At 41.5% G+C, this 23,706-nt stretch carries 23 protein-coding genes; 12 read left to right on the top strand and 11 right to left on the bottom strand.

The window, feature by feature from the left end; all coding sequences use genetic code 11:
- The first annotated feature begins 116 nt into the window (after positions 1–116).
- From BM043_RS05095 to BM043_RS05075, 6 genes are all read left to right on the top strand, one after another.
- Entirely contained in the window at positions 117–701 is a 585-nt protein-coding gene (locus BM043_RS05095; RefSeq protein WP_092789916.1) for a DUF4136 domain-containing protein, read from the top strand.
- Between the two features lie 419 nt (positions 702–1,120).
- Positions 1,121–1,477 carry a response regulator gene (locus tag BM043_RS05090; RefSeq protein ID WP_092789487.1) on the top strand — a complete coding sequence of 119 codons (357 nt, stop codon included), beginning with the start codon at positions 1,121–1,123 and terminating at the stop codon, positions 1,475–1,477.
- Between the two features lie 137 nt (positions 1,478–1,614).
- On the top strand, positions 1,615–2,100 hold the full coding sequence (locus tag BM043_RS05085) for a hypothetical protein (RefSeq protein WP_092789485.1): 486 nt from the start codon (positions 1,615–1,617) through the stop codon (positions 2,098–2,100).
- 57 nt (positions 2,101–2,157) lie between these two features.
- Entirely contained in the window at positions 2,158–2,346 is a 189-nt protein-coding gene (locus BM043_RS05080; RefSeq protein WP_092789483.1) for a hypothetical protein, read from the top strand.
- Positions 2,347–2,435: 89 nt separating this feature from the next.
- Entirely contained in the window at positions 2,436–2,585 is a 150-nt protein-coding gene (locus tag BM043_RS19455; RefSeq protein WP_177188423.1) for a hypothetical protein, read from the top strand.
- Positions 2,586–2,644: 59 nt separating this feature from the next.
- The gene (locus BM043_RS05075) at positions 2,645–3,076 is read left to right on the top strand and encodes a DUF6526 family protein (RefSeq protein WP_092789481.1); all 432 of its coding nucleotides are present in this window, start codon (positions 2,645–2,647) and stop codon (positions 3,074–3,076) included.
- 3 nt (positions 3,077–3,079) lie between these two features.
- Here BM043_RS05075 and BM043_RS05070 read toward each other — a convergent pair whose 3' ends face one another.
- The 3 genes from BM043_RS05070 to BM043_RS05060 form a co-directional block, all read right to left on the bottom strand.
- Positions 3,080–4,177: a glycerate kinase family protein gene (locus BM043_RS05070; protein ID WP_092789479.1), complete on the bottom strand. Its 1,098-nt coding sequence runs from the start codon at positions 4,175–4,177 to the stop codon at positions 3,080–3,082.
- The gene (locus tag BM043_RS05065; protein ID WP_092789477.1) at positions 4,174–5,526 is read right to left on the bottom strand and encodes an alanine/glycine:cation symporter family protein; all 1,353 of its coding nucleotides are present in this window, start codon (positions 5,524–5,526) and stop codon (positions 4,174–4,176) included. Before BM043_RS05065 ends, BM043_RS05070 begins: the two co-directional genes overlap by 4 nt.
- Before the next feature lie 149 nt (positions 5,527–5,675).
- On the bottom strand, positions 5,676–7,286 hold the full coding sequence (locus BM043_RS05060; protein WP_092789475.1) for a beta-N-acetylhexosaminidase: 1,611 nt from the start codon (positions 7,284–7,286) through the stop codon (positions 5,676–5,678).
- 288 nt (positions 7,287–7,574) lie between these two features.
- Between BM043_RS05060 and BM043_RS05055 the strand changes: the two genes are divergently transcribed.
- Positions 7,575–9,032 carry a Gfo/Idh/MocA family protein gene (locus BM043_RS05055; protein ID WP_092789473.1) on the top strand — a complete coding sequence of 486 codons (1,458 nt, stop codon included), beginning with the start codon at positions 7,575–7,577 and terminating at the stop codon, positions 9,030–9,032.
- 74 nt (positions 9,033–9,106) lie between these two features.
- Here BM043_RS05055 and BM043_RS05050 read toward each other — a convergent pair whose 3' ends face one another.
- From BM043_RS05050 to BM043_RS05030, 5 genes are all read right to left on the bottom strand, one after another.
- Positions 9,107–10,729, bottom strand: coding sequence for an OmpA family protein (locus BM043_RS05050; protein WP_092789471.1), 1,623 nt, complete (start codon positions 10,727–10,729; stop codon positions 9,107–9,109).
- Entirely contained in the window at positions 10,729–11,700 is a 972-nt protein-coding gene (locus BM043_RS05045; protein ID WP_092789469.1) for a deoxyhypusine synthase family protein, read from the bottom strand. Before BM043_RS05045 ends, BM043_RS05050 begins: the two co-directional genes overlap by 1 nt.
- 100 nt (positions 11,701–11,800) lie before the next feature.
- A complete protein-coding gene (locus BM043_RS05040; protein ID WP_092789467.1) occupies positions 11,801–12,403 on the bottom strand; it encodes an OmpH/Skp family outer membrane protein in 603 nt (200 codons plus the stop codon).
- Positions 12,404–12,492: 89 nt separating this feature from the next.
- On the bottom strand, positions 12,493–13,395 hold the full coding sequence (locus tag BM043_RS05035) for a histone deacetylase family protein (protein ID WP_092789465.1): 903 nt from the start codon (positions 13,393–13,395) through the stop codon (positions 12,493–12,495).
- 56 nt (positions 13,396–13,451) lie between these two features.
- Positions 13,452–14,000 carry a hypothetical protein gene (locus BM043_RS05030; RefSeq protein ID WP_092789463.1) on the bottom strand — a complete coding sequence of 183 codons (549 nt, stop codon included), beginning with the start codon at positions 13,998–14,000 and terminating at the stop codon, positions 13,452–13,454.
- 105 nt (positions 14,001–14,105) lie between these two features.
- Here BM043_RS05030 and BM043_RS05025 point away from each other — a divergent pair, with 105 nt between their 5' ends.
- The gene (locus BM043_RS05025; protein ID WP_092789461.1) at positions 14,106–14,540 is read left to right on the top strand and encodes an AlbA family DNA-binding domain-containing protein; all 435 of its coding nucleotides are present in this window, start codon (positions 14,106–14,108) and stop codon (positions 14,538–14,540) included.
- Here BM043_RS05025 and BM043_RS05020 read toward each other — a convergent pair.
- On the bottom strand, positions 14,529–14,897 hold the full coding sequence (locus BM043_RS05020; RefSeq protein WP_092789459.1) for a phage holin family protein: 369 nt from the start codon (positions 14,895–14,897) through the stop codon (positions 14,529–14,531). The genes BM043_RS05025 and BM043_RS05020 overlap by 12 nt on opposite strands.
- 299 nt (positions 14,898–15,196) lie before the next feature.
- On the opposite strand from BM043_RS05020, the gene BM043_RS05015 reads away from it, so the two are divergent.
- Positions 15,197–15,946 (top strand): acyl-CoA desaturase, encoded by a 750-nt coding sequence (locus BM043_RS05015; RefSeq protein WP_092789457.1) that lies wholly within the window; start codon positions 15,197–15,199, stop codon positions 15,944–15,946.
- Between the two features lie 149 nt (positions 15,947–16,095).
- The gene (locus BM043_RS05010) at positions 16,096–16,425 is read left to right on the top strand and encodes a BlaI/MecI/CopY family transcriptional regulator (protein WP_092789455.1); all 330 of its coding nucleotides are present in this window, start codon (positions 16,096–16,098) and stop codon (positions 16,423–16,425) included.
- A gap of 93 nt (positions 16,426–16,518) precedes the next feature.
- Here BM043_RS05010 and BM043_RS05005 read toward each other — a convergent pair whose 3' ends face one another.
- Positions 16,519–19,746 carry a S41 family peptidase gene (locus BM043_RS05005; RefSeq protein WP_092789453.1) on the bottom strand — a complete coding sequence of 1,076 codons (3,228 nt, stop codon included), beginning with the start codon at positions 19,744–19,746 and terminating at the stop codon, positions 16,519–16,521.
- Between the two features lie 172 nt (positions 19,747–19,918).
- On the opposite strand from BM043_RS05005, the gene tyrS reads away from it, so the two are divergent.
- Entirely contained in the window at positions 19,919–21,211 is a 1,293-nt protein-coding gene (gene tyrS, locus BM043_RS05000) for a tyrosine--tRNA ligase (RefSeq protein WP_092789452.1), read from the top strand.
- A gap of 141 nt (positions 21,212–21,352) precedes the next feature.
- Positions 21,353–22,048 (top strand): TetR/AcrR family transcriptional regulator, encoded by a 696-nt coding sequence (locus BM043_RS04995; RefSeq protein WP_092789450.1) that lies wholly within the window; start codon positions 21,353–21,355, stop codon positions 22,046–22,048.
- A gap of 50 nt (positions 22,049–22,098) precedes the next feature.
- Here BM043_RS04995 and BM043_RS04990 read toward each other — a convergent pair whose 3' ends face one another.
- Entirely contained in the window at positions 22,099–23,592 is a 1,494-nt protein-coding gene (locus BM043_RS04990; protein WP_092789448.1) for a peptide MFS transporter, read from the bottom strand.
- Between the last annotated feature and the right edge of the window lie 114 nt (positions 23,593–23,706).

Raw genomic sequence — 23,706 nt, 5'->3', positions numbered from 1 at the left:
TAGCATTTGATCTCGTCGGAAATAAGAATGCACCAAAAACCTTCGAAATTTTATGGATATTTCCTGAAATTAACCGGGGCGAATTTTATTCGTTAAGATTAAAAAAGTTTATCCCTATGATCAAATCATTCCTTCATCTGTTTTTTATTCTTTTAGCTACCCTCGCTTTGGGCGCTTGTAGTTCTATCGAGGTTTTTAAGGAAAATAGCGAAATACGTCCTGCTATGGCTTATCGCTCATTTGTAATTGTAAACGAGGAAGTAGGGATGCGGGGATTTTCTGATGCAAAAATCGATGAGCTCGTTCAAAGTGAAATTCGCCTCTTGTTGGAAAGTCAGGGTTTTGTCTATGAAAAGGTAAATCCGGATTTGATTATTCGCTATACCTCCAATGAGGATCAACGGCAGCGGGAAATAAGAAATTACAACACCCCCTTCCCCATGTGGGGGTTCCGGGTTTGGGATCCTTGGATGTACAATCCATACCTTTACAATGATAATTTTAACCGATCTAGAAGCAGTGAATACGAGCTGTTACAGGTGATTATGGATTTTATTGATCCTGAGAAAGACAAATTTTTGATGACCTTGACTGGAGTTACGGAAGTAAGCAGTCCAAAGTATAAGCAAAAAAAAGTCTTGAAAACCACCGAAAAAGTCCTGGAAAGATTCCTGATTGAAATTAGTAGCACCTCAAATTAACAATATCATAGGTATCAATCATCCTGGAGTTTTAATCCTATTTTTTAGGTGAACATCAAAATCCTACCTGCCATACGCTTCATCGAAATTGGATTTTTGTTTTTGATCCTGAAGGGTTCCATTGGATCAAGAAATTATTTTTGGATTTTTACTATTCTGATTGGAGGCTATGGCTTTGTTTAGATAGGGCATTTTTTCTTTGAAAAGAATAAGGTAGCCACCTTCTAATATCCCTTTTACAGCCTAATTTCAGATTTCAAACTTTTCTTTGACTTGCTGATTGGCTAGGAAGCCTTTTTACCCAAAAAATTAAAGCACTAAATTTTACGAAGATAATTGGCAAACTATTTGATAATATTGAGAAGACTGTTATTTTTGTAACAGCTTTATTGTATTTCGGCCCCACATAATTGTATTTAATGTTAACAATAGTTCTCATAGATGATGATCCGATCAGTACTTTTGTGACTGAAAAATTGATTGCCAAAAACGTCAATCAGCCTGTTCAGTTCTACAAGTATCAAAGTGCAAAAGCAGCACTGAGGGAGATTTATGAGATCAATCCCAACTATCTTTTTTTAGATCTAAATATGCCTGAGATGACAGGTTGGGACTTTTTGGATAGTTTTGAGCCAAAGAACAATGAGGCTCAGATCTACATTTTAAGTAGTTCTGTGGATGAGCGGGATATCAACAAAGCCAGTAAGTATCAAGTCGTGAAAGACTATCTATCCAAACCTTTGATCAAAAAATACATTCAAAGTATTTTTAACTGATTCAAATTCCCCTCCTTTATTCCTCTTTGACGGAAATTCATTTTTGCTTTTGTCGATTATTACTTTTCCTCAGAATTTTTAGGCCTAAGGTGACAACACTCTTTCTTATTTTTGAGTTGACATAAAAAAGTATCACCATGAAAAAGATCAAACCTGAACTTATCGCGGCAATAGAACGAACTGCCAAAAAATTAAAAGATGGTGCAACGTATCAATGGGGACATATGGGTGCCTGCAACTGTGGCAATTTAGCCCAAGAGCTAACCTACCTTAGCAAAGCAGAGATTCACCGCTATGCGATGGAGCGCTCGGGGGATTGGAATGATCAGCTGTTGGAGTTTTGCCCTAGCAGTGGATATCCCATTGATTTGATCATTGAAAAAATGTTGGATTTTGGTCTGAGTTTAGAGGATCTCGGTCATTTGGAGCGGCTTTCCTCCCCGCAGGTTTTACAGGCCATTCCGTTTGAAAGAAGAAATTCTCTAAGTAAAAACAGGAAAGAAGACGTCATTCTTTACCTCCAAACTTGGGCAAAGCTCCTGAGAAATAGATGGGCCTCAGAGCAACAAATTGAAGATTTATCCTTAGCTGAAAAAAAATTAGCAGACTTGATATTGCGCTAATTGTTTTTTTAATTTATTTCGTGCTATCAATACTAAATAACCGATTTAAAGACCGCTATGGAGGATTTTGAAGAAGATTTCGATGAATTTGATGACTTGGAAGAGGAGGATGATTTCGATTCTGAGTTTGAAGATGAGTATGACCTCGATGAGGAAAATGAATTTGTAGATGACAACATCATGGATTTTGATGAGGACGACGAATTCGAAGACGATTTAGAGGAAGATTTCGAAGATGATTTGTAATAATTTTGGAGCCTGTGATCCTGTGACTTGGTAAATTCACGCTTTGAATTTATCTTCGGGCACTCATTTAGACACAAATAGATCAAATCATGATTTTACTAGATATCTTTACCTCTCCCATTGCATCAGGAGCTCAGTTATTTATTTTAATAGTCTGCATTCTCATCGGTTTAGGAGCAGGTCTTTCGGCGATAGATGCCCGTAGCACCTTTTCAAAAAGCAAGAAAAACAATCATTGATTATAATTATCCTTAATCAAGGAGGCTAATCGGCCTCCTTTTTTTGTACCAAAATTTTTATGAAAGCACAAAATTTCGAGAACCATTCGCGCTATTATCCTTTTCACCATTTCGTCCTGACTCCACTTACCTTGATTTATCTGGGATATACGATATACCATATCAATCAACACCAGTATGTCAGCCAAGCTATCCAATCGCTTCTCCTGGCGGTGATCATTGTGCTTTTGCCTCTTCTGGCAAGAATTTATGCCTTGAAAAATCAAAATCGGATTATCGTGTTGGAAATGAGACAGCGGTATTTTGAATTGACAGGGAAGCGATTTGAGGATCAAGAAGAGAAGCTAAGAACGGGTCAAATCATCGCGCTTCGATTTGCTTCAGATGAGGAATTAATTCCCTTGATGGAAAATGCTATTCAGGAAAAGTGGGATAACAAAAGAATCAAAAAGTCGATTAAAAACTGGAAAGCGGATTATCGAAGAGTATGATTATCAGATAATTAATTGATTTTCCAAAGCTTGGATCAGCTTTTTTCGGGCGATTTTTTTAATCTCAGGTTGGGAAAAGTCGAGATCGGGCAGAATGATTACTTGATCAAATCCCCCATCAAGTGCTTCTTTTCCGGAACTGATCAAACAGGTTTTTTTGCCATGAGTTTTTGCGAGTTTTAGCAGTTCATAGCAGGCCTTTCCCCCACTCGACTGAGTATCAAACTTCCCCTCTCCAGTAATGATAAGATCGGCTTGCTGAATCGCTTTTTCCAGTTGAGTTAATTCAAAGAAATAAGCGGATCCGAAATGGATTTGTACGGGAAAGAAAAAACTCAGACCCAGAGCAATTCCTCCTGCTGCGCCAAATCCTTCTTGATCTTTGAATTCTTTTCCGGCCTTTTTTCCAATGAGTTCGATACTCTTTTGGCAGTGGGTTTCAAAAGCCTCAAATTCCTCTTCTTTAAGTCCCTTTTGCAAACCAAAAACAGGAATAGCACCCTCAGAACCGAAGAAAGAATTATTGACGTCACATAGGCAGGTAAACTTGATTTTAGGCTTGGTTGGACTCAATTGGATGAAACTCGCTTTGGAAGGAAATTGCTTGGAAAAGGGGACCAATTCCCTTCCATTATGATCCAAAAAAATACAACCCAAGGCATGTAAAATCCCGATCCCCAAATCTATGGTGGCACTTCCTCCCAATCCCAAAACTATTTCCTCAGCACCTAGGTCAGTTGCTTTGCCAACCATTAATCCAGTCCCATAAGAAGAGGTGATCCAAGGATCTTGTTCATAGTCTCGAAGGCTTCCCAATCCCGATGCGGAGGACACATCCAAGTAGGCGGTTTTTGTTTTCTGATCAAAACCGAAACTCGAAAATACCGGTCTTCCCAAAGCGTCCAAGGTCCAAAAAGAATAAGTCGGAAGTTGGAGATACTGACTAAGCAATTGACAGGTACCATCTCCTCCATCTGCTATGGGATGGATCGTGGTATTAGCCTTCGGGTACTTTTTTAAAATTTCCTGTTCGATGATACTCCCCGCTTCAGAGGCAGAAAGGGTTCCTTTGAAAGCATTTGGAGCAATCAGAACATTCATTTTTCAGCTTTCATTCGATTGAAATAGTCATGGTAGGCTGCCCTGACTTTTGGAGCCAAGTAAATAGTGGAAATCATCGTAGGAATGGCCATAATCGCATACATCCCATCTACTAAACTAATTACCACCTCCAAAGAAACTACAGCTCCGACAACGATGGTAATCAGGTAGAAGTAATTGTAATAATCAGCCTTATCAGCTCCAAAAAGGTAATTGAAGCATTTATGTCCATAATAGGAATAAGTAAACATGGTGGATAATGCAAAAATTAAAACTGCTAGCATCAATAAGTATTTGCCGATTCCCGGAAGAGCGGTCTCAAAAGCATTCAATGTCAATCGAACTCCATCAGCTTCAGAAGATTGCCACACTCCCGTAAGCATAATCACCAAAGCAGTCAAGGTACACACCACGATGGTGTCAATAAATGGCCCGAGCATAGCGATCAAACCTTCACGAATGGGTTCCCGGTTTTTGGAAGCTCCGTGCACCATGGGAGCAGTACCGATACCTGCTTCATTTGAAAAGGCAGCTCTTCGCGCTCCGGTAATGATCACTGCTCCGACAACTCCTCCGGCAGCAGCTTCTCCCGTGAATGCATCAGTTACGATCAGAAGAAGCATCTCAGGAACCGCTCCTATGTATTTAAAAACAATGATAAGAACCGTAACAAAATACAAACCTACCATAAAAGGAACCAATTTAGAGGCTACTGTTGCGATTCGCTGAATACCTCCCAATATGACAATAGCGACCAAGACCATCATCGTGATACCGATGATCCATCGGGTGGTTTCTCCGGTGGAAATTCCCGAAGGCTCGAGCATTACTGCTCTAAAAACTGCTGAAAGCTGATTTGCCTGAAAAATTGCCAAAAGTCCAATGACGCCTGCCACGCTGAAAATTACAGAGAGGAATTTCCATTTCTTCCCCATTCCTTCCTCGATCACATACATGGGACCACCCTGCACTACTCCTGCCGAATCTTTTCCCCGAAACATAATCGATAGACTACAACTATAAAACTTCGTAGCCATACCTACAAAAGCCGAAACCCACATCCAAAAGATTGCTCCGGGTCCGCCCATGTTTATGGCAATGGCCACCCCACTGATATTCCCCAATCCCACTGTAGCAGCGATGGCAGCGGATAAAGCCTGAAATGAAGTAATCTGTCCTGGTGCTAAATCGTCATCATATTTGCCACTGAGTAGGCTGACCGCATGACCAATTTTCCGAAAGGGAACAAAACCAGAGTGAACTAGAAGAATTAGTCCGCCCCCCATTAATAATAAAAGCATGGGTGTGCCCCAAATCCAGTTGGCAAAATAAATAATGATGTCTCCCATTGATTAGGCGATAATTTTGGCGTATAGTTTTAGGTAAGAAAGCACCATATTACTGCATTTTTACCAAAAATCATTGCTTTTGATCAGTTTACCTAATAGAAATGCCCGATATCCCCGGAGGCATATCGGGCAAAAATTTTCTAATTCCTTTATTCCCAATTTACTAAAGGAGATTTATAAAAACCGATCCCTTGATTTTCCCATCGCTGTCCCATCACTCGGATACGGGACTTAAAACTCTCCCAATCCCGGCTAGAGGCAGGGCTCCATGCTACTTCAGCTAGGGCTCCCAATCTCGGAAAAACCAAGTATTCTGTATCGGCTCTATTTTCTACTGTTTCGGTCCAAAGTGGAGCTTCGACCCCGAGTATATCTGATTTTGAAATTCCGTCTACATACGTAGCCGGGTCCCATAAATAGGCCGAATCCAGTTCGATGTAAGCAGCCCAATGAAGTCCAATCCGAGTGGTGGAATCATATTGCATGTCCAAATAGGCTTTCTTTGCAGGGGACATCAGGATTTGATTTCCTTGATCTACCGCTAATTTTGCATTTTCTTCGAGTGCCCAGAATTGCGCGACATTTCCTGGAAGTAATTTACTCGTAGCAACTTCATCCCAGCCAATGCTCGTTTTGCCGTGGTCTCTTACGATTTCCTGGACTCGCTCGATAAAATATACATAATCATCTTTGGCAGTCACATGGGATTCATCCCCACCGATATGAAAATATGGACCCGGAGTGATTTCTGCGATTTCTCTTACCACATCTTCGATGAATTCATAAGTCAAGTCCAAGTCCGTATCCAAGGTACTAAAACCCACTTCTCTGCCAGTATAAAGTTCGGCTGCTTCTCTAGTAATGTTGGAGCCTTTGAATTCATCCTCCGCTTTGTCCACACTTTTGGTGACTGTCTCAAAATCTCCATCAGGCAAGTTGATCCCTGGATTGAGGTCTCCATAGGATGCCAAAGCTGCATTGGTGTGTCCGGGCATATCGATCTCTGGTACGATGGTAATAAACCGTTCTGCTGCATATCGAACGATTTCCTTGTAATCTTCCTGAGTAAAAAACCCTCCTTCTCCGCCACCTACTTCGGTTTGAGCGCCAATCTCTGTAAGCTGAGGCCAGGATTTGATTTCAATTCTCCATCCCTGATCATCCGAAAGGTGAAGATGAAGGTAATTGAGTTTCAAGTTTGCCATTTGATCCAAGTAGTGCTTGACATCTTCCACTGGCAAAAAATGGCGAGACACGTCTAGCATAGAGCCACGGTAAGAATAAGCAGGATTATCTTGAATTTCTCCCGCTGGGATTTCAAAGGATTGCATTCCCGTATTTTCTGCAAATACCTCAACAGGCATAGCTTGAAGTAGCGTCTGAACTCCGTAAAAGATTCCAGCTGGGGAGTTTGCACTTATCAAAATCTCCTCATCGGAAATGGTGAGTTCATAGGATTCATCCTCAGGGTTGTTAGCCTCAAGCTCGATTTTGATGCTTCCTGATTCTGTGCCAGATTCCAACTCAAATCCCAGGGATTTTGATAGCTGCTGATTGAAATAGCTGACGATTCCTCTTAAGCTTTCTTCATTTCCGGAGATTTGAATTTTTTGCTCGGCATTTAGAGTAAAGGAACCCGAGCTAGAGGAAATCTGAGTGGGCAATGGTACAAAACCTCGATCTGAAAGATTGTCTCCTTTATTACAGGAAAACAAGGAAAGAGATAAACTTAAAGCCGCAAGTGCATATAAATTCTTCATTTGTATTTTGGGTGTTTTTGATTAAGGTAAACTTAATTCAATTTTTTAAGAATCTTTTTTTTACTCCTGAAAATATTCTAAAAAGAACCGGGAATCAAGATTATTCCATTGCATGATTAATCGCTTCAAAAAATCATTCAAACCTTTGATCAATTTTCCTTTGGTGGTTTAGCTTAATAAAAAGAATTTAATAATTTGAATCGGTAATAATTCTATCAAACAATAGGGCAGCGGATAATCAGAAACAGTAAACTTAATTTGAATCATTTTCCATACAGCGATCATATCATGAAAGAAAATCAAAACAAAACGGGAAACTCCCGCAGAAATTTTATTAAAGGTTCTACGCTAGCCATGGCGGGGTTTTATATTGTGCCCAGGCATGTGCTAGGTGGACCGGGATTCATTGCTCCTAGCGACCGATTAAGAGTAGCTGGAATAGGCATTGGAGGGATGGGCTATAATGACGTCAGCGGAGTCTACAGAAGTGGCAAGGTAGATATGGTCGCTCTCTGTGATGTGGATGACACCCGAGGTCAACGAGCCCGGGAAGATCATCCAAAAGCTAACTATTACAAGGATTTCCGGGTAATGCTCGAGAAAGAGGAAAAGAACATCGATGCGGTTACGGTCTCAACTCCAGATCATATGCATGCGGTTCAGGCGATGATGGCGATGAAAATGGGCAAGCATGTATATGTCCAAAAACCGCTTTCGCATGACATCTACGAGGCTAGGATGCTCACCCAAGCGGCTGACAAATATAAAGTTGTCACTCAGATGGGAAACCAAGGTTCCTCAGGTGAGGGAGTTCGCAAAATGGTAGAGTGGTACAATGCGGGACTCATCGGCGAGGCAACCAAAGTGTACTCCTGGACCAACCGTCCCGTATGGCCACAAGGGATTCCCTGGCCTGAAAACCCTGTGAGTCCTCCAGCCGATTTGGATTGGGATCTCTGGCTAGGTACAGCCCCATATAAAGATTATGTAGGCAATCTCGTTCCATTCAACTGGAGAGGATGGTGGGATTATGGCACGGGAGCATTGGGAGATATGGCTTGTCATATTATGGAGCCTCCATTCCGGGTTTTGGGATTAGGTTATCCTAAATCCGCTGAGTGTTCGGTTGGTTCAGTCTATGTAGGCGAATTTCAGCGGGGATATTTCCCGGACAGCTGTCCTCCTTCTTCACATATCACGTTGAGGTTTGACCGTCCAGGAAAAGAAGATTTGGAGTTTCACTGGATGGATGGCGGAATCCAGCCTACCCGACCAGAAGAATTGGAACCCAATGAACAAATGGGAGACGGAGGAAATGGAGTTATTATTGAGGGAACCGAAGGGAAAATGATGTGCTCTACCTACGGAGTAAATCCTCAATTGTTACCAACTTCCAGAACTAAAGAAATAAATGTACCTGAAACCGAATATCGAGTTCCTGAGGGCGATCGAGGGCATTACAATAATTGGGTCGAAGCCTGCATCGGTGGATACGGATCTAAGGAATACGACCAACTAAGCTCCCCATTCTCCATAGCTGGCCCATTAACCGAGTCTGTTTTGATGGGGAATCTGGCCATTCGAAGCTATGACTACCGTATACCTAGAGATGGAAATGCAAACCAATTTGATTATCCAGGTAGAGGGATTAAGCTTGTCTGGGACGGTCCAAATATGAAAGTGACCAACTTTGAGCCGGCTAATCAATTTGTCAAGCGGGAATATCGCGGAGATTTTACACTTTAAACTTAACCAAAAAAGGGGGCATTTGCCCCCCCTTTTTTTGACCATTCTTTTCTCTAATGAATCCGTGAAAAAGATTAATTTTCGATAGTTAATTCGACCCGTCGATTTTTAGATCGGCCTACTTCGGTAGCATTTGAAGCCAAAGGACGGGTTCCACCCCAACCTGCAATTCTCAATCGCTCAAACGGCACTCCCTTTTCCACCAAAAAATCCCGTACCGCTCCGGCTCGTTCCAAAGAAAGTGCCTTATTCAATCCCGGGTCGCCGGCCCCATCGGTGTGTCCACTGATTCGGATTTTGAATCCATCACTTTCATTCAATACTTCCGCTAGGTCATCCAAAAAAGTGATTGTCTCTGCCCCTTCGAGTTCGGCTGTACCTCTTCTGAATCTTACCGCATCCAAAAGAATATTAGCGCCTGCCTCTAATTTTGTCAAAGCAATAACCGTAGGCGTATTAGGGCGCAAGAAGGATTTTGATATATTTTTTGGGAAATAGCCAGGTGCTTCCACCCGAATTTCCGCATCGATCATTTCCAGATTCAAATTCTGAGCATCCAATAGTTCCACATTTCCCTTAGCTTGTTGGGAAAGTCTAAAATTATTGATTTCACTTTTTGATTTTTCATCGATTACTGATACTTCAAATCGAGGAGCGGCTTCTTCAATCTCCTTTTTTTCGAGTTTTACCTCGGGAATACCAATACTCACCAGAGGAAATATAGGTGCCATGGTATTAGTGGATTGAGTGGATTTTTCTGAGCTTTTTTCAGGTTGGCTTACAATAGCTTCCGGTGTTTCAAATTCATCTGGAATTTCCAGCGGAACCGGAGTCGTAAACGTAAGGAGGTCAGCAAAGCCATCCGAATTTTGAGTGCTTGTCCAGACTACCTCGCTGGAAGAAATAAAAGTCACGGAACTTTCAGATCCTGGGGAACTCAATTGCTCCCATTTTACAGGTTTTGACCAGTTTTGATAGGACTCATCCAATGCTTTTGCGATGAAAATATCTTTTCCGTTTGCACTTGGGTGCATATTGGAGGCAAAGTAGAGTTGACTACTTTCGGTATCAAAAAACGGACTGACTTCTTGCCCTGGAGTGTTGATGACACTTCCCAGATTTTGAATCATGGACCAGTTGATGGGACCGATTTTTTTACTTACAAACAAATCATCATTTCCAATACCATCCGTAGCGATTCCAGAAATAAAAATCAAATTCCCCTCTTTGTTGACTCTTCCTTGTAAGTCTCCTTGGATTTTATCAAGACCTTCCACTTCGATCTTTCGGAGAAAATTCCAGTCCGTACCGAACTTTGAATATTGATAAATCCCATTTCGCTCTCCATCTCGATGAAAAACCAAGAGGGTAAGTACATCCTCAAGCCCTAGGGGAATATCGTATCCCTCCGTGCTTAGGTCAGGGCGGTGAATGGCTTGTCCCCACTCTCCGTTTTCCTCCCGCTGTGTCATCCAAATATCGCCGGGATCGGAGGTCCCACCTAGATTTTCGGGATGAAATGCCCTTGAAAATAAAAGCGTATTGGAGCCGATCCATACAGGATTTTGATCATCCTGAGGACTATTGGCTCCGGATAAACTTTTAACTTCCTGGCCAAAAATCCAGAAAGGAAATAAAAAAGCAAGCAGTAGAGTACTGCCTGCTTTAGGTAAATTTTTGAATAAAATATACATCATTATTGTCCCAAAACAATGGCAAATACCAAAGGGGCAACGATCGTAGCATCAGATTCAATAATAAATTTTGGCGTATCCAATCCCAGTTTTCCCCAGGTGATTTTCTCATTCGGAACTGCTCCAGAATACGATCCATAAGAAGTCGTAGAATCAGAAATCTGGCAGAAATAGCCCCATAGAGGAATATTGTCACGCTGAAGGTCCTGATGCAACATCGGTACCACACAGATCGGGAAGTCTCCTGCAATTCCCCCGCCAATTTGGAAAAATCCGACTTTACTTTCTTCTTTGGCATTTTCGGTATACCACTCTGCCAAAAACATCATGTACTCAATACCACTTCTGACGGTATGCACATTTTTAACATCACCAGCGATGACGTGTCCGGCAAACATATTCCCAAGGGTAGAATCCTCCCATCCGGGAACGATGATAGGCAAGTTCTTTTTAGCCGCCTCTAAAAGCCAGCTGTCTTTTGGATCGATTTGAAACGAGTCATCAAGTTTTCCTGACAAAAGGATTTTATAGAAAAACTCGTGGGGAAAGAAAGCTTCCCCAGCTTGGTCAGCTTTGACCCACTCATCCAAAATTACATTCTCAATTCGTCGCATCGCCTCCATTTCTGGAATACAGGTATCGGTGACACGATTCATATGGCGATCTAGCAAATCCTGCTCCTGCTCTGGAGAAAGATCCCGATAATTAGGAATTCGCTCATAATAATTGTGGGCCACGAGATTGAATACATCCTCCTCCAAATTTGCTCCAGTACAAGTGATAATCTGTACTTTGTCCTGACGGATCATCTCTGCCAAGGAAAGTCCGAGCTCCGCAGTAGACATCGCACCGGCTAGGGTAACCATCATTTTTCCGCCGTCATCAAGGTGTTTCTTATAGCCTTCCGCTGCGTCAATGAGTGCGGCTGCATTAAAATGTCTATAGTGGTGTTTTAAAAATTCTGTGATTTTCATTTGCTTGATTTATTCTTTTCGGTTTCAAAAATACTTTTTTTTTCATTAAAAAAGCCCGAACAAGTCCGGGCTTTTAGAATATTGATTAATCGACAGAATTTTATTGAGCCGAATCAGCAGCAGTTTCATTGTACTCTTGATTCAATCCTTCGATGACGGATTTGGTCACGTCAAACGATTCTTTTCCATACCATACTGCACCTCCGCGGGTGTAGCTTAGTACGAAGTCAAGGTTTTTCTCCTCAGCATATTTCTTTAGATATTCCTGTAGTTTGTCAAAAACCTCATTGTATAGGTTGGTTTCATCCACAGAAAGCTCCTGCATTAAATTATCTCGATAAGTCACCAAGTTTTGCTCCTTTTTCATAAGCTCTTCTTGCTTGGCACGCTGTTGATTTAGGGTCATATTTCCGCCACTTTGTTGGAAATTGGCTACTTCCTGCTCAAATCCCCGAGCTCTGCTCTGTAGGTCACCCTCGAATTTCTTTCCCTTTTCGGTAATTTCATCTGAGCGTTTTTTAAAATACTCATACTGATTGATCACGCTATCTGTGTACACATAAGCTACTTTCATATCAGTAGATTCAGTAGAGGCAGAACCTTCACCGGAAGAAGAATTGGCGTCAGTAGCGGCGGGCTGACAGGCATACGAAAGAGCGGCAACTAAAGCCAGCACTCCGAATAATTTGAATCCTTTTTTCACTTTATATTTTGTTATTGATGACAAGGGCGCAAATATAAAGAAAGTATTGATTTTCCAAGATTTTAAGGCAGTGTGAATTCTTAAAAGATTTAAAAGAAAATCTCCTGCGCCAGGCGATAAACTTGGGCATGTGCCTCAATGATAAGAGAAATTTTTTGGCTGTATCCCCCACCCATGCAACACATGACGGGAAGCTGATTTTTTTTGGCAAACTCCAGGACTTTTCGATCCCGCTCCCGCACTCCGGCAATACTCATACCCAAGCGACCCAATTTGTCTGTTTTCAAAATATCCACCCCACACTGATACATGATAAACTGCGGTTCAAAACGATCCGTGAATTTATCTAGACTTCTGCTTAAAATCTCCAGATATGTCTGATCTCCTGTGCCATCTTCTAGGGGAATATCCCAATCGGATTCTTCCTTTCTGTGGGGATAATTTTTTGCTCCGTGCATACTGAAGGTAAATACTGATTCATCACCTCGAAAAATTGCAGCCGTTCCATTGCCCTGGTGCACATCCAAATCCAAAACCAAAATCCGGTCGATCCCTTTATTTTTTTGTAAATGTTTTGAAGCAAGTGCAATATCATTGAGCAGGCAGAATCCCTCTCCCCGATCCGCAAAGGCATGATGAGTTCCCCCGGCAATATTCATCGCAATTCCATACTCTAAGGCAAAATCAGCAGCCTGAACCGAACCTCCGGCAATCAGCACTTCTCGATCTACCAAAGACTTACTCAGAGGAAATCCCGTAGCGCGAATCTCTGATTTCGAAAGGTTAAGGTTTTTAAGCTTTTGCCAATAAACCGGATCGTGTGTCTCGAGGATCAAAGATTCATTTACGGGATTCGGTTTGAAAAAATTCTGTGCAGAAACCGTTCCCTCATAGAGCAATTGCTCCGGAAGCAATTCATATTTCTCCATAGGAAAACGATGCCCTGCAGGCAAAGGGTGGCAATATTCGGGTGACCAAGCAATCTTAAGCATAAAAAAAAAGCGCTTGTCGTAAAACTAGCGCCCATAGGTATTGTTTTTAAAGCACATTAAACATCTTCTTCCTCAGACTGAAAAGCATAGAGTGTATCGTCCAATTTCAGGGTATCATCATTGAATTCCTGAATAAATTTCCGAATGACCTTTTCGTCAATAAAATCAACATTCAGTGCGGCATCCAGTCCGATCCCATAATCATGATGGGTGTCCATGTCCACAAATTCCTGAACTTTCACAGCTTCCTCTTCTTCCAGTTCCATGATGATTTCGGTGATAAACCAACCAACTTCCTCCTCCTCACTGGTAAGAGGAAGCAAATTTCCATTTTCATCTTCCTGATAAGTTATCCCGGAAAAATTGGGGAATTTTTTTGCAGCTTCATGTTCTGCCAATTCGTAGACCTCACTGGAATGATGTAGTCTAAGCGTATATAGCGCAGCATCATAAATCACTTCTTTGCCTTCATACATACCGATGAAGTAAAAGTTTACGTATTCATCTGAATTTTCCTCGTCGGGAATCAGTTTAAAAGGTTGACCAAGGGATTTCAATTCCGCTTTCAACGCTTCAATAGTGGTGGGATCAAAGCCTGGATTCATGTTCAATAGTGTAAATTATCACTGATTTCTACTGGTATCATTTGTAATATAATTGAGGAATATCAAGGTCCAAAGAAATATACCAGTTTAATTTTATCTCCGAAAATGAATTTTACAAATAATGATGAAGATTTTGTTCATAAAATCATAAAATCAAAAGAAGGTATCGATCTGGAATTCAAGCAGAAAATCACATCAGAGACCAAAATTGCCAAAACTATATCTGCATTGGCAAACGCAAAAGGAGGGCTAATTATTGTGGGAATTTCCGATCAAAAACGAATTGTCGGGATTGATCCGGATGAAGAAATATTCATGATCGAAAAAGCCAACTCAATCTATTGTTCTCCACCAGCCAATCTTTCCTTTGAAATTATCAAATGGAATGATCCCGAACCTTCTCCTTACGAACAAGCGGAAAAGTATATCCTCAAGGTGGAAGTTTTCCGAAACCTCGCTAAACCCATCGCTTTCCTGACTCCAGATGGCCAAAGCAAAATCTACCGAAGATCAGGAGATCAGAGTAAGCTAGTCCCTTGACGAACTGAGATTATTTCCGAACAAGGAATTGATTATGCTTGTTACTATAGCGAAGATCAAAGCCCACCAAAAACCATCCACTTCAAATCCCGGGATAATTTCATCCGCAAGAAGTATCATCAAGGCATTAATCACCAAAAGAAACAAGCCCAAAGTAAGAATAGTCAAGGGTAAGGTCAGAATAATCATAATTGGCTTGATCGTCAAATTAATTAAAATCAACACGGCTGCTAGCAAAATCCCGGTAAGCCATCCATCGATGTGAATTCCAGTAAGAAAAAAAGCCGCGATCATCACGGAAATACTTCCCAGTAAAATTTTAATTAAAATATTGCTTGCTCCTGATCCTTGTGCCATGGTTTTATCGTTTAAGTTAAAGTGATTGATTCAAAGAGCTAAGAAAAACCAAACCTACTTTGAAAAGACTGATAAAATTCAGTGAAAAAGCTTTTTTAAGCAAAACCAGATAATATCATGTCCACGAATTGTTAATTAAGTTGAGCAGTCGGTTTTTCTTGTTTCTATTAAATCAGCTTCATGAATTTAAATAAAATTGACATAAATCATGGTATTTCTAAAGAAAGCTGTCTGTTTCTTAGCCCCAAATTAATTTTCCAAAGCTTATATTTGTCCAATCAATAAAAACCAAATTTCGAGTGATTATAATTATCTTCTTCCTACTACACTGGTATTTCTCCCTGTTTTGCCAAAGTTTCTTCCTTCATCGTTACGCCGCTCATCAGATGTTTGTCATGTCTAAATGGTGGGAACGGTTCTTCTATATTTTTACCTGGATGTGGCAAGGTAGCTCTTACCTTTCCCCAAGGGCCTATGCCATTCTACACCGAATGCATCATGCCTATTCGGATACTCCAAAAGATCCCCATAGTCCGCATCATACCGAAAACCTTTTTACCATGATGTGGAAAACAAAAAATATCTATAATGATTACTTCTCCTTTAAATTAAAGCCTGAGGAGCGTTTTTCTAAGGATATTCCTGATTGGAGTCGCTTTGACAAATTAGCGGACAATATGCTCGTGAGAGTTTCTTGGCTGTTGGTTTATGTGGCGATTTATGTATTGAGTATTTCTGTATTCGAATTGTCAGGAACACATTGGTGGATGTACTTCCTCCTTCCCATTCACTTCCTGATGGGACCTGTGCATGGAGCCATTGTAAACTGGAGTGGCCATAAATATGGTTATGCTAATTTTGATAACAATGATAAATCGAAGAATAGTCTTTTGCTAGATGTACTGATGCTCGGTGAGCTTTTCCAAAATAATCATCACAAGCTCCCCAACCGACCCAATTTTGCGGTGAAATGGTTTGAGTTTGATCCTACCTATCCCATTGTCCGCTTGCTGCACGCAAGTGGCATAATCAAATTAAGAACTGCTTAAACAAATAGTCTCTTCGGAGACTATTTTTTTTTATCTAATAATCAGATAGTTATAGATTTTTCAAACTAATTTTCAAACTCTTTGTCTAATTTCTTTGGAATTCCGAAACTAAACTGATAATTTTCTATCGATTTAAAACTTAACACCTTATGAAACCATTAACTAGAGCTGAAGAGGAAATCATGCAAATCCTCTGGGATATCGAGAGAGGCTTTGTCAAAGATATCCTAGTCCCCATGCCAGAGCCAAAACCCGCTTACAACACCGTTTCGACGATTGTAAGAATTCTTGAAAGAAAAGGGTTTGTCAGTCACAAGTCTTATGGCAAAAGCCATGAGTACTTTCCTATCGTGTCCAAAGATGAATATCGCACATTCATCATCAAAAGGATGCTAGAAGGGTATTTTGATAGTTCATTTGCCAAGCTTTCGTCTTTTTTCAAGAATGACGATGCTTTGAACAACAAAACCTACCAATAAGATAGGATTCGTAATTTTTGAATAAGCACTATTGAAACATAAAAATGCCGGGCAATTTACCCGGCATTTTTATGTTTAGTCTTTAGAGAAACCTTAATTCACCTGCTTTAAAAGTTCCTCGATCGCTCTTTCCAACTGCTGATCGATTCCCTGATCAATCTTACCCGGCATATTTTTCACTTCAATCTGCGGTCTGGTTTCATTATTTTCCAACCATTCGCCCGCTTTATTTTTAGCCGAGATAGGCACCGCTCCCCATCGCACACCATTAGGTAAACTCTCCCATCCGGCAAAAGAACAGGTTCCAGGCGTAGGCATACCGACTGTAGTTCCGATATTGAGGTCCGTGTATCCACAGGCAAAACAATGTCCATCAGAATAGTTGGCCTCATTAAACATGGCCAAGGTAGGTTTGGTCCAGCGCGAAGTAGGCTCATACCCAACGTCTTTGGCAGCTGTAGCATAAGTCAAAAACCGATCTCCGGTAAAGAACATCGCCAAATCAGCCACTAAATCTCCTCCCCCATTGAATCGTGTATCGACAATAACCGCATCGGTATCATGATACTTACCCATCATTTCCTCATATACATTTCGATACGGACCGTCACTCATTCCTGGAATATGCACATAGCCCAATTTGCCACCGCTTTTTTCGGCTACTTCTTCTTGGTTTTTCTTCACCCATCTTTTGTAAAGTAAGCGGTTTTCCTCTCCAAGGGAAATTGGCTTTACCGTCAGCTGTTGCGAATTTTCGCCATTGGCATCCGTGATTTCTATAAGAGTGAACTTATCAGCTTTACGATTGAGAAGCTGGGCAAAATCCATCGTAGGTTCGACGCTGACTCCGTCGATTTTTTGGATGATCATACCTTCGCTTAAATCGAAATCTGCTTTGTCCAAAGGCCCTCCGGAGATAATCTCGGTGATTTTAATGCCATTGTCATCATGCTCATAATCCCAGAAAATCCCTAATGATGCCGTGGCATCCGCCATAGGAATACTTCTAGAATATCGGGCACCGGCATGGGATACATTTAATTCACCTATCATTTCTGAGATCATTTCAGCAAATTCATAGTTATTTCCGATATGAGGCAAGTATTTTTGATAATCCACTTTGGACTGTTCCCAGTCTACGCCATGCATATCCGGCGTGTAAAAAATTCCTTTGGTCCGAAGCCAAATGTGCTCGAAAAGATGAGCTAATTCCGCTTTCCGATCATAAGTCATCTCACCGCTGATTTTTATGGATTCCCGCTTCATGGACTCCGGATTTATTTTGGAAATAGATCCATCACTCAGCAGATACAGGTTTTTCATTTCCTTGTCCCAATTTAATCTCCCGCCACCGGCATTCAGGCTCAATTCCTGCTTGGTTTCTTTGGTCCTGAGATTGGTGCTCCAGAGATTCATCCCTTTTTCAAATCGAGCCAAGTAAAAGAGTTTCTCCCCATCCTTGCTCAACACCGCATCGCCCAAATTACTAGAATGAATAGTCAAACGAGCTTTTCGCTCTTCTAATCCTTCCCAGTCAAAATTCAGGGGCTGGATCACTTTTTCCTTTTCTTTCTCATCTTTAAAAGAATCCTCTTTGTCATCCTCCTTTTTGGTTTTTTCGATTTCCTTCATCAGATCAAATTCCTCCTTTGAAAGGTTGAACTTATCCCAAGCGGCTTTATCGAAAAACATCATGTAGACATCATCTTCACTTCTGCCGCTGGTTGCGTAGCTTCTCAACCCATCCCTATTGGAAAACCAAAGCATTTGCTTGCCTTCATTAACCCAAGTTGCTCGGTCATCGCTGTAGCCACTTTGGGTGATTTTTCGCAGATCTTCTTTTCCCGATGCGTCCAAAAGAACCACTTCTGAATTGACCATAGTAGGTCGATAGGTAGCCAATAGCCATTTGCTATCTGGACTCCAGGTATAATATTGGTCTCCGTCTCGCATGTGAAACAGCTGCTCCGGAGTCATCAAGGTCACCTTATTTTGGGTAGCCAGATCCAATACTTTTATACTGCGTCTATCTTCGACATAGGCTAATTTTTTTCCATCTGGAGAAAGCTTTGGCAAATAAGCGTCTCCTTCAAAATCTAACACCAATTCTTCCTTGAGCAGGGTTGCGGCAAAAAAGAAAGGCTCTTCGGACCGAATCTTGGTGGATTTGAAAATCTGCCAATGCCCGTCTCGTTCACTGGAATATAAAATTGATTTGCCGTCAGGCGCGAATTCAACAAATTTTTCCTCCTCAGGTGTATTCGTGATTCTCTTGGTCAAAGAACCGTCTACTGAGGTCACGAAAACCTCTCCCCGAGCGATAAAAGCTATTTCTTTTCCATCCGGAGAAAGGCTCATTTCCCGTACTCCTCCATTGATTGAGATGTAATTATCCGGGTTGGAAATCGCCTGAGTTTTCAGGGATACGGATACTTTTCGTGGAGATTCTCCTTTTTTCAAGGTATAAAGCTCCCCATCATAACTAAAGGACATCAAGCCATCATCCGAAATACTCAAGAATCGAACGGGATACTTTTCCAAACTTGTCAAGGCCTCGGTCTGAGCTGGATTGGAAATAGGCATGGCAAAGACGTTGAAATTACCATCGGCCTCGCTTAGGTAATAGATTTCGGATTCATCTGGTGAAAAAACAGGATTCCTGTCTTCTCCATAAAACGAAGTCAGCATTTGGTGAGAGTTGCTTTCAGAGTCATACATCCAAATATCACGGGCTATCCCGGACTGATGATGCTTTCTCCATTCGTTTTCTCCACCTTTTTTGTCATGGTAAATAATTTTACTCCCATCCTTATTTACCTGGGTATATTCTGCCGGAATGGTCCAAATCTGATCTACTCTTCCTCCTTTGGCAGGCACCTGATACAGTTCGGGCTGTGAACCTGTGGGGTATTGTCTGTGGCTGGCAATATCCATTCTAGTCGCTCCAAAAATGACAGCTGATCCATCAGCTGAAAAATCAAAAGGCAATTCATCATTAGAATGATAAGTCAATCGCTCGGCAGGTCCTCCAACAGCATCCATGATAAACACGTCAAAATTACCATACCGATCAGAGGCAAAGGCAATTTTATCTCCTTGCTGATTCCAGACCGGCTTATAATCATGAGCCTCATGAAAGGTAATTTGCTTTGCTTCCCCTCCTGCACTGGCCACGGTATACAAGTCTCCTTTGTAAGTAAAGGCAATTGTGCTCCCATCGGGTGAAATAGCCGGATAACGCATCCACTGCGGATCATCCTGAGCTTTCACCTGTAATACTAAGAGAATAGAAATCCCCAATAGTGTCAATATTTTCTTCATACCAATTGTTTTTATGTCTTGAAAATACATAAAATAACGAGCAAGAAATTTTCAATTTGAATAAATGAGACTTTTTCTCATACAAATGGTCGTTTCCCTTGATTCATTTGAGGAATGCTTCATTACTTAAGTTGACCCGCTTATATTTGCGCCTTCAATTCACAAGAAAAAAATGAATTCATTTATAGAAGAACTACGCTGGAGAGGAATGCTCCAAGATATGACACCAGAAATAGCCGAACACCTCGAAAAAGGAATGGCCTCTGCCTATCTTGGATTTGATCCTACAGCTGATTCGCTTCATATCGGACATTTGGTAGGTGTAATGACGCTTTTGCATTTTCAACGAGCCGGTCACAAGCCCTTTGCTTTGGTGGGCGGGGCCACAGGCATGATTGGAGATCCTTCCTTTAAATCTGCCGAACGTAATCTTTTGGATAAGCAAACGCTGGATCATAATGTCGCTTCTATCCAAGGGCAATTGGCCAAGTTTCTCGATTTTTCGGGTGACTCAAAAAACAAAGCCGAATTGGTCAACAACTACGACTGGATGTCTCAATTTTCATTCTTGGAGTTTATCCGGGATGTCGGAAAGCATATTACCGTCAACTACATGATGTCCAAAGACAGCGTAAAGCGTCGGCTGGAAGATGGAAATGGGCTTTCATTTACGGAGTTTTCCTACCAACTGATTCAGGGATACGATTTTTACCATCTGTGGAAGAATAAAAACTGTACCATCCAGCTCGGAGGTTCCGATCAATGGGGAAACATTGTCACGGGAACTGAACTGATTCGAAGAATGGGCGGTGGAAGTGCGTATGCCTTGACTGTTCCATTGATTACCAAAGCGGATGGCAGCAAATTTGGAAAGACAGAGGGCGGATCGGTTTGGTTGGATCCGGAAAAAACCTCTCCTTATGCTTTCTATCAGTTTTGGTTGAATGTATCGGACGCTGATGCCTCCAAATACATTCGGATTTTCACCACGCTGGATAAAGAAACCATTGAAAATTTGGAAAACGAACATCAGCAAGCACCCCATTTGCGACTACTCCAAAAGGAAATCGCCAAACAAGTGACTATTATGGTTCACAGTGAAGCCGACTATCAAATGGCTGTCAAGGCTTCTGAGATTCTTTTTGGAAAATCATCTACTGAGGATCTTGCTACCTTGGATGAACGAACCTTCCTCCAGGTATTTGAGGGAGTACCCCAAGTGAAAGTGCCCCAGTCAACATATCAGCAATTGGAATCGGTTTTGGATCTTTTTGGTGAAATCACCCAGGGGGTAATTTTCAATTCGAAAGGAGAAGCCAGAAAAATGATCCAAGGAGGTGGCTTGAGTATTAATAAAGAAAAAGTGGGCGATTTTAATGGTCCTGTTCCTGGTGATTTACTCCAAAATAAATACCTCTTGGTACAAAAGGGAAAGAAAAATTATTTTATAGTGGAGATTGTTTAAACCCTTACTATTCAATCTAAAAAGGCTCTAAATTTAATTTCAGGGCCTTTTTTATTTAAAAAACCCCCAATTTTGAATGGAATTTAAATCTGATTTTTGACCCAAGTTTAATATCTTTGATCTCTTTGACAAAACTAGAAAATGGCAGGCGAAAAAAATAAAGAGAAATTAATCCTTGAAGCGGCGATTGCAACTTTTACCAGCAAAGGATACCAATCCACCCGGATGGAGGATATTGCCAGATCAGCCAAAATCAGTAAAGGTCTCACTTATTTTTATTACAAAAACAAGGAAGACGTTTTTATGGCCCTGACGCGAAAAGCTTTCGAGCAGTTTAAAGACGAATTCAGGGAAGTTTATAGAAATAAAGGAAGATCCGGTTTGGAAATGATCGTGGACTTGGTGGAGCGGATTATCGATTTTGCTGAAAAAAACCAGGTATTGTACGATTCGATCATCAATTTTTTAGACCTGATGAAGCGCTTCAATTCGGAAGAAGGAAAAGCGTCCATCAGTCCTATGATTTTGGAGAGTCAGCATTTTCAGAAATTACTGGAGATCCAGCATGATCCCGCAAAACTCGGAGTCAATATTATCAGTCTGGGTATCAAGGACGGAAGCATTCGCCCTGAGTTACAACCCGAAATTACTTTTTATACCATTTGGAGTATGATCGTTGGCTACGAAAAAATGCGTGGCCCCATCGAATATGATGCAAAAGAGACTAAAATCAGACCTGAAAACTGGAAGCCCGGTTTCATCAAACTCATCAAGGAAATGTTGAAAGGAACCATCCAAGCCAGCAGGCCTACCACGGTGCAGACGAGTTTATTCTAAAAAAAAGAGGCTGATCAATCTAGATCAGCCTCTTTTTTTATCTTTTGGGCTTAATGCACATTCCCCATCATTCGGCGGATAATCGGTTTTAGCAAGAATAATAAAACTGCCGATCCGATTACGGTGTACACAATCAACAAATACTGATCTGGCATCCTAGACAACGCTTCTTCGGTACCACCACTCGCTTCTCCAGCGATCAATCCAGCAAATAAATTACCAAGGGAAACTGATAGGAACCAGATCCCCATCATTTGACCCGCGTAGCCTTTTGGTGCCAATTTGGTCACCAAAGAAAGCCCCACCGGAGATAAACTCAACTCACCAAAGGTGTGGAACATGTAGGTCATCAATAACCAGGTCGGAGCGGCCATTTCACCAGAAGCGGCAATTTTTGCAGCGAAATACATCACAAAAAAGCCCAAACCCAAGAGCAATAAGCCAAAAGTGAATTTGAGCGGTGAACTGGGTTCTAAATTTCTTCTTCCTAACCATACCCACATTCCACCGAATATTGGCGCGAAAATGATAATAAACATGGAGTTGATGGATTGGAAATATCCAGTTGGAATTTCAACCCCAAGAACTCGTTTATCGGTAAATCGCTCAGCGAATAAGTTTAAGGTAGAGCCTGCCTGCTCAAATCCAGACCAAAACATCGCAGAGAAAAGAAATAGGATCGCAATTACACCTACTTTATTTCGATCTGATTTATTCAAGCCTCCAAACAGAATCACATAGCCCAAATAACCAATTGCAACTAAAGCGATAATCGTTCCTGAAGCTCCGGCAATCGCCGAGACATCAATCGGAACAATTCCGGTAAACAAAACTCCTAGGATTAATACCGCCCCAAAACCAATCCAAGTAACCATGGACCGAAGTTTATTTTGTTTGACCCGGTCGGTTTCTTCCAATACTATTGGAGCATCTCCATAACCTTCGAGAGAACTTCCCGAAAACTTGTATTGAATCAAGCCCAGTACCATACCCATTCCTGCTAATCCAAAGCCCAGATGCCAGTCGTATTCGGCTAAGGTGCTACAGGCTATGGGAGCGATCAGGGCTCCCAGGTTGATGCCCATGTAGAAAATGGAAAAACCCGCATCTCGTTTGGAACTTCCTTCCGGATAAAGCTGTCCTACAATCGAACTAATATTGGGTTTTAACAATCCTGTGCCTAGTACAATCAAGATCAATCCCAGAAAGAAGGAATTGGTATCCAAGGAAGTCAAAGCCGTCTTGCTGGCATAATCCCCACTGCTAAAAAGTCCCGGAAGCGCCATCGTAAAGTGCCCCAGTGCGATAATTATCCCCCCATACCAGACAGATTTTTTTAACCCAAACAAGCGGTCTGCCAGCCAACCCCCGGGAAGTGCCAAGAGGTACACACCCATCGTGTAAAGGCCATAAATGGCCCCGGATGTCTTGTCATCAAAGCCCATTCCTCCTTCGGTGATTGCGGCCGTCATAAACAAGATGAGCAAGGCCCGCATGCCATAGTAACTGAACCGCTCCCACATTTCCGTGAAAAACAGCGTCATTAGACCTTTTGGGTGGCCAAAAATAGTAGGCCCTTCAAATTCGGGATTGTTAGGAGTTTCCAAAGATTCGTAGAAGTTAGAATTTTATAAATTTTACAATGATAAAAGAAATTG

The sequence above is a fragment of the Algoriphagus hitonicola genome (assembly GCF_900113375.1).
GTDB lineage: Bacteria > Bacteroidota > Bacteroidia > Cytophagales > Cyclobacteriaceae > Algoriphagus > Algoriphagus hitonicola.
This window is presented reverse-complemented; position numbering and strand designations above follow the sequence as displayed.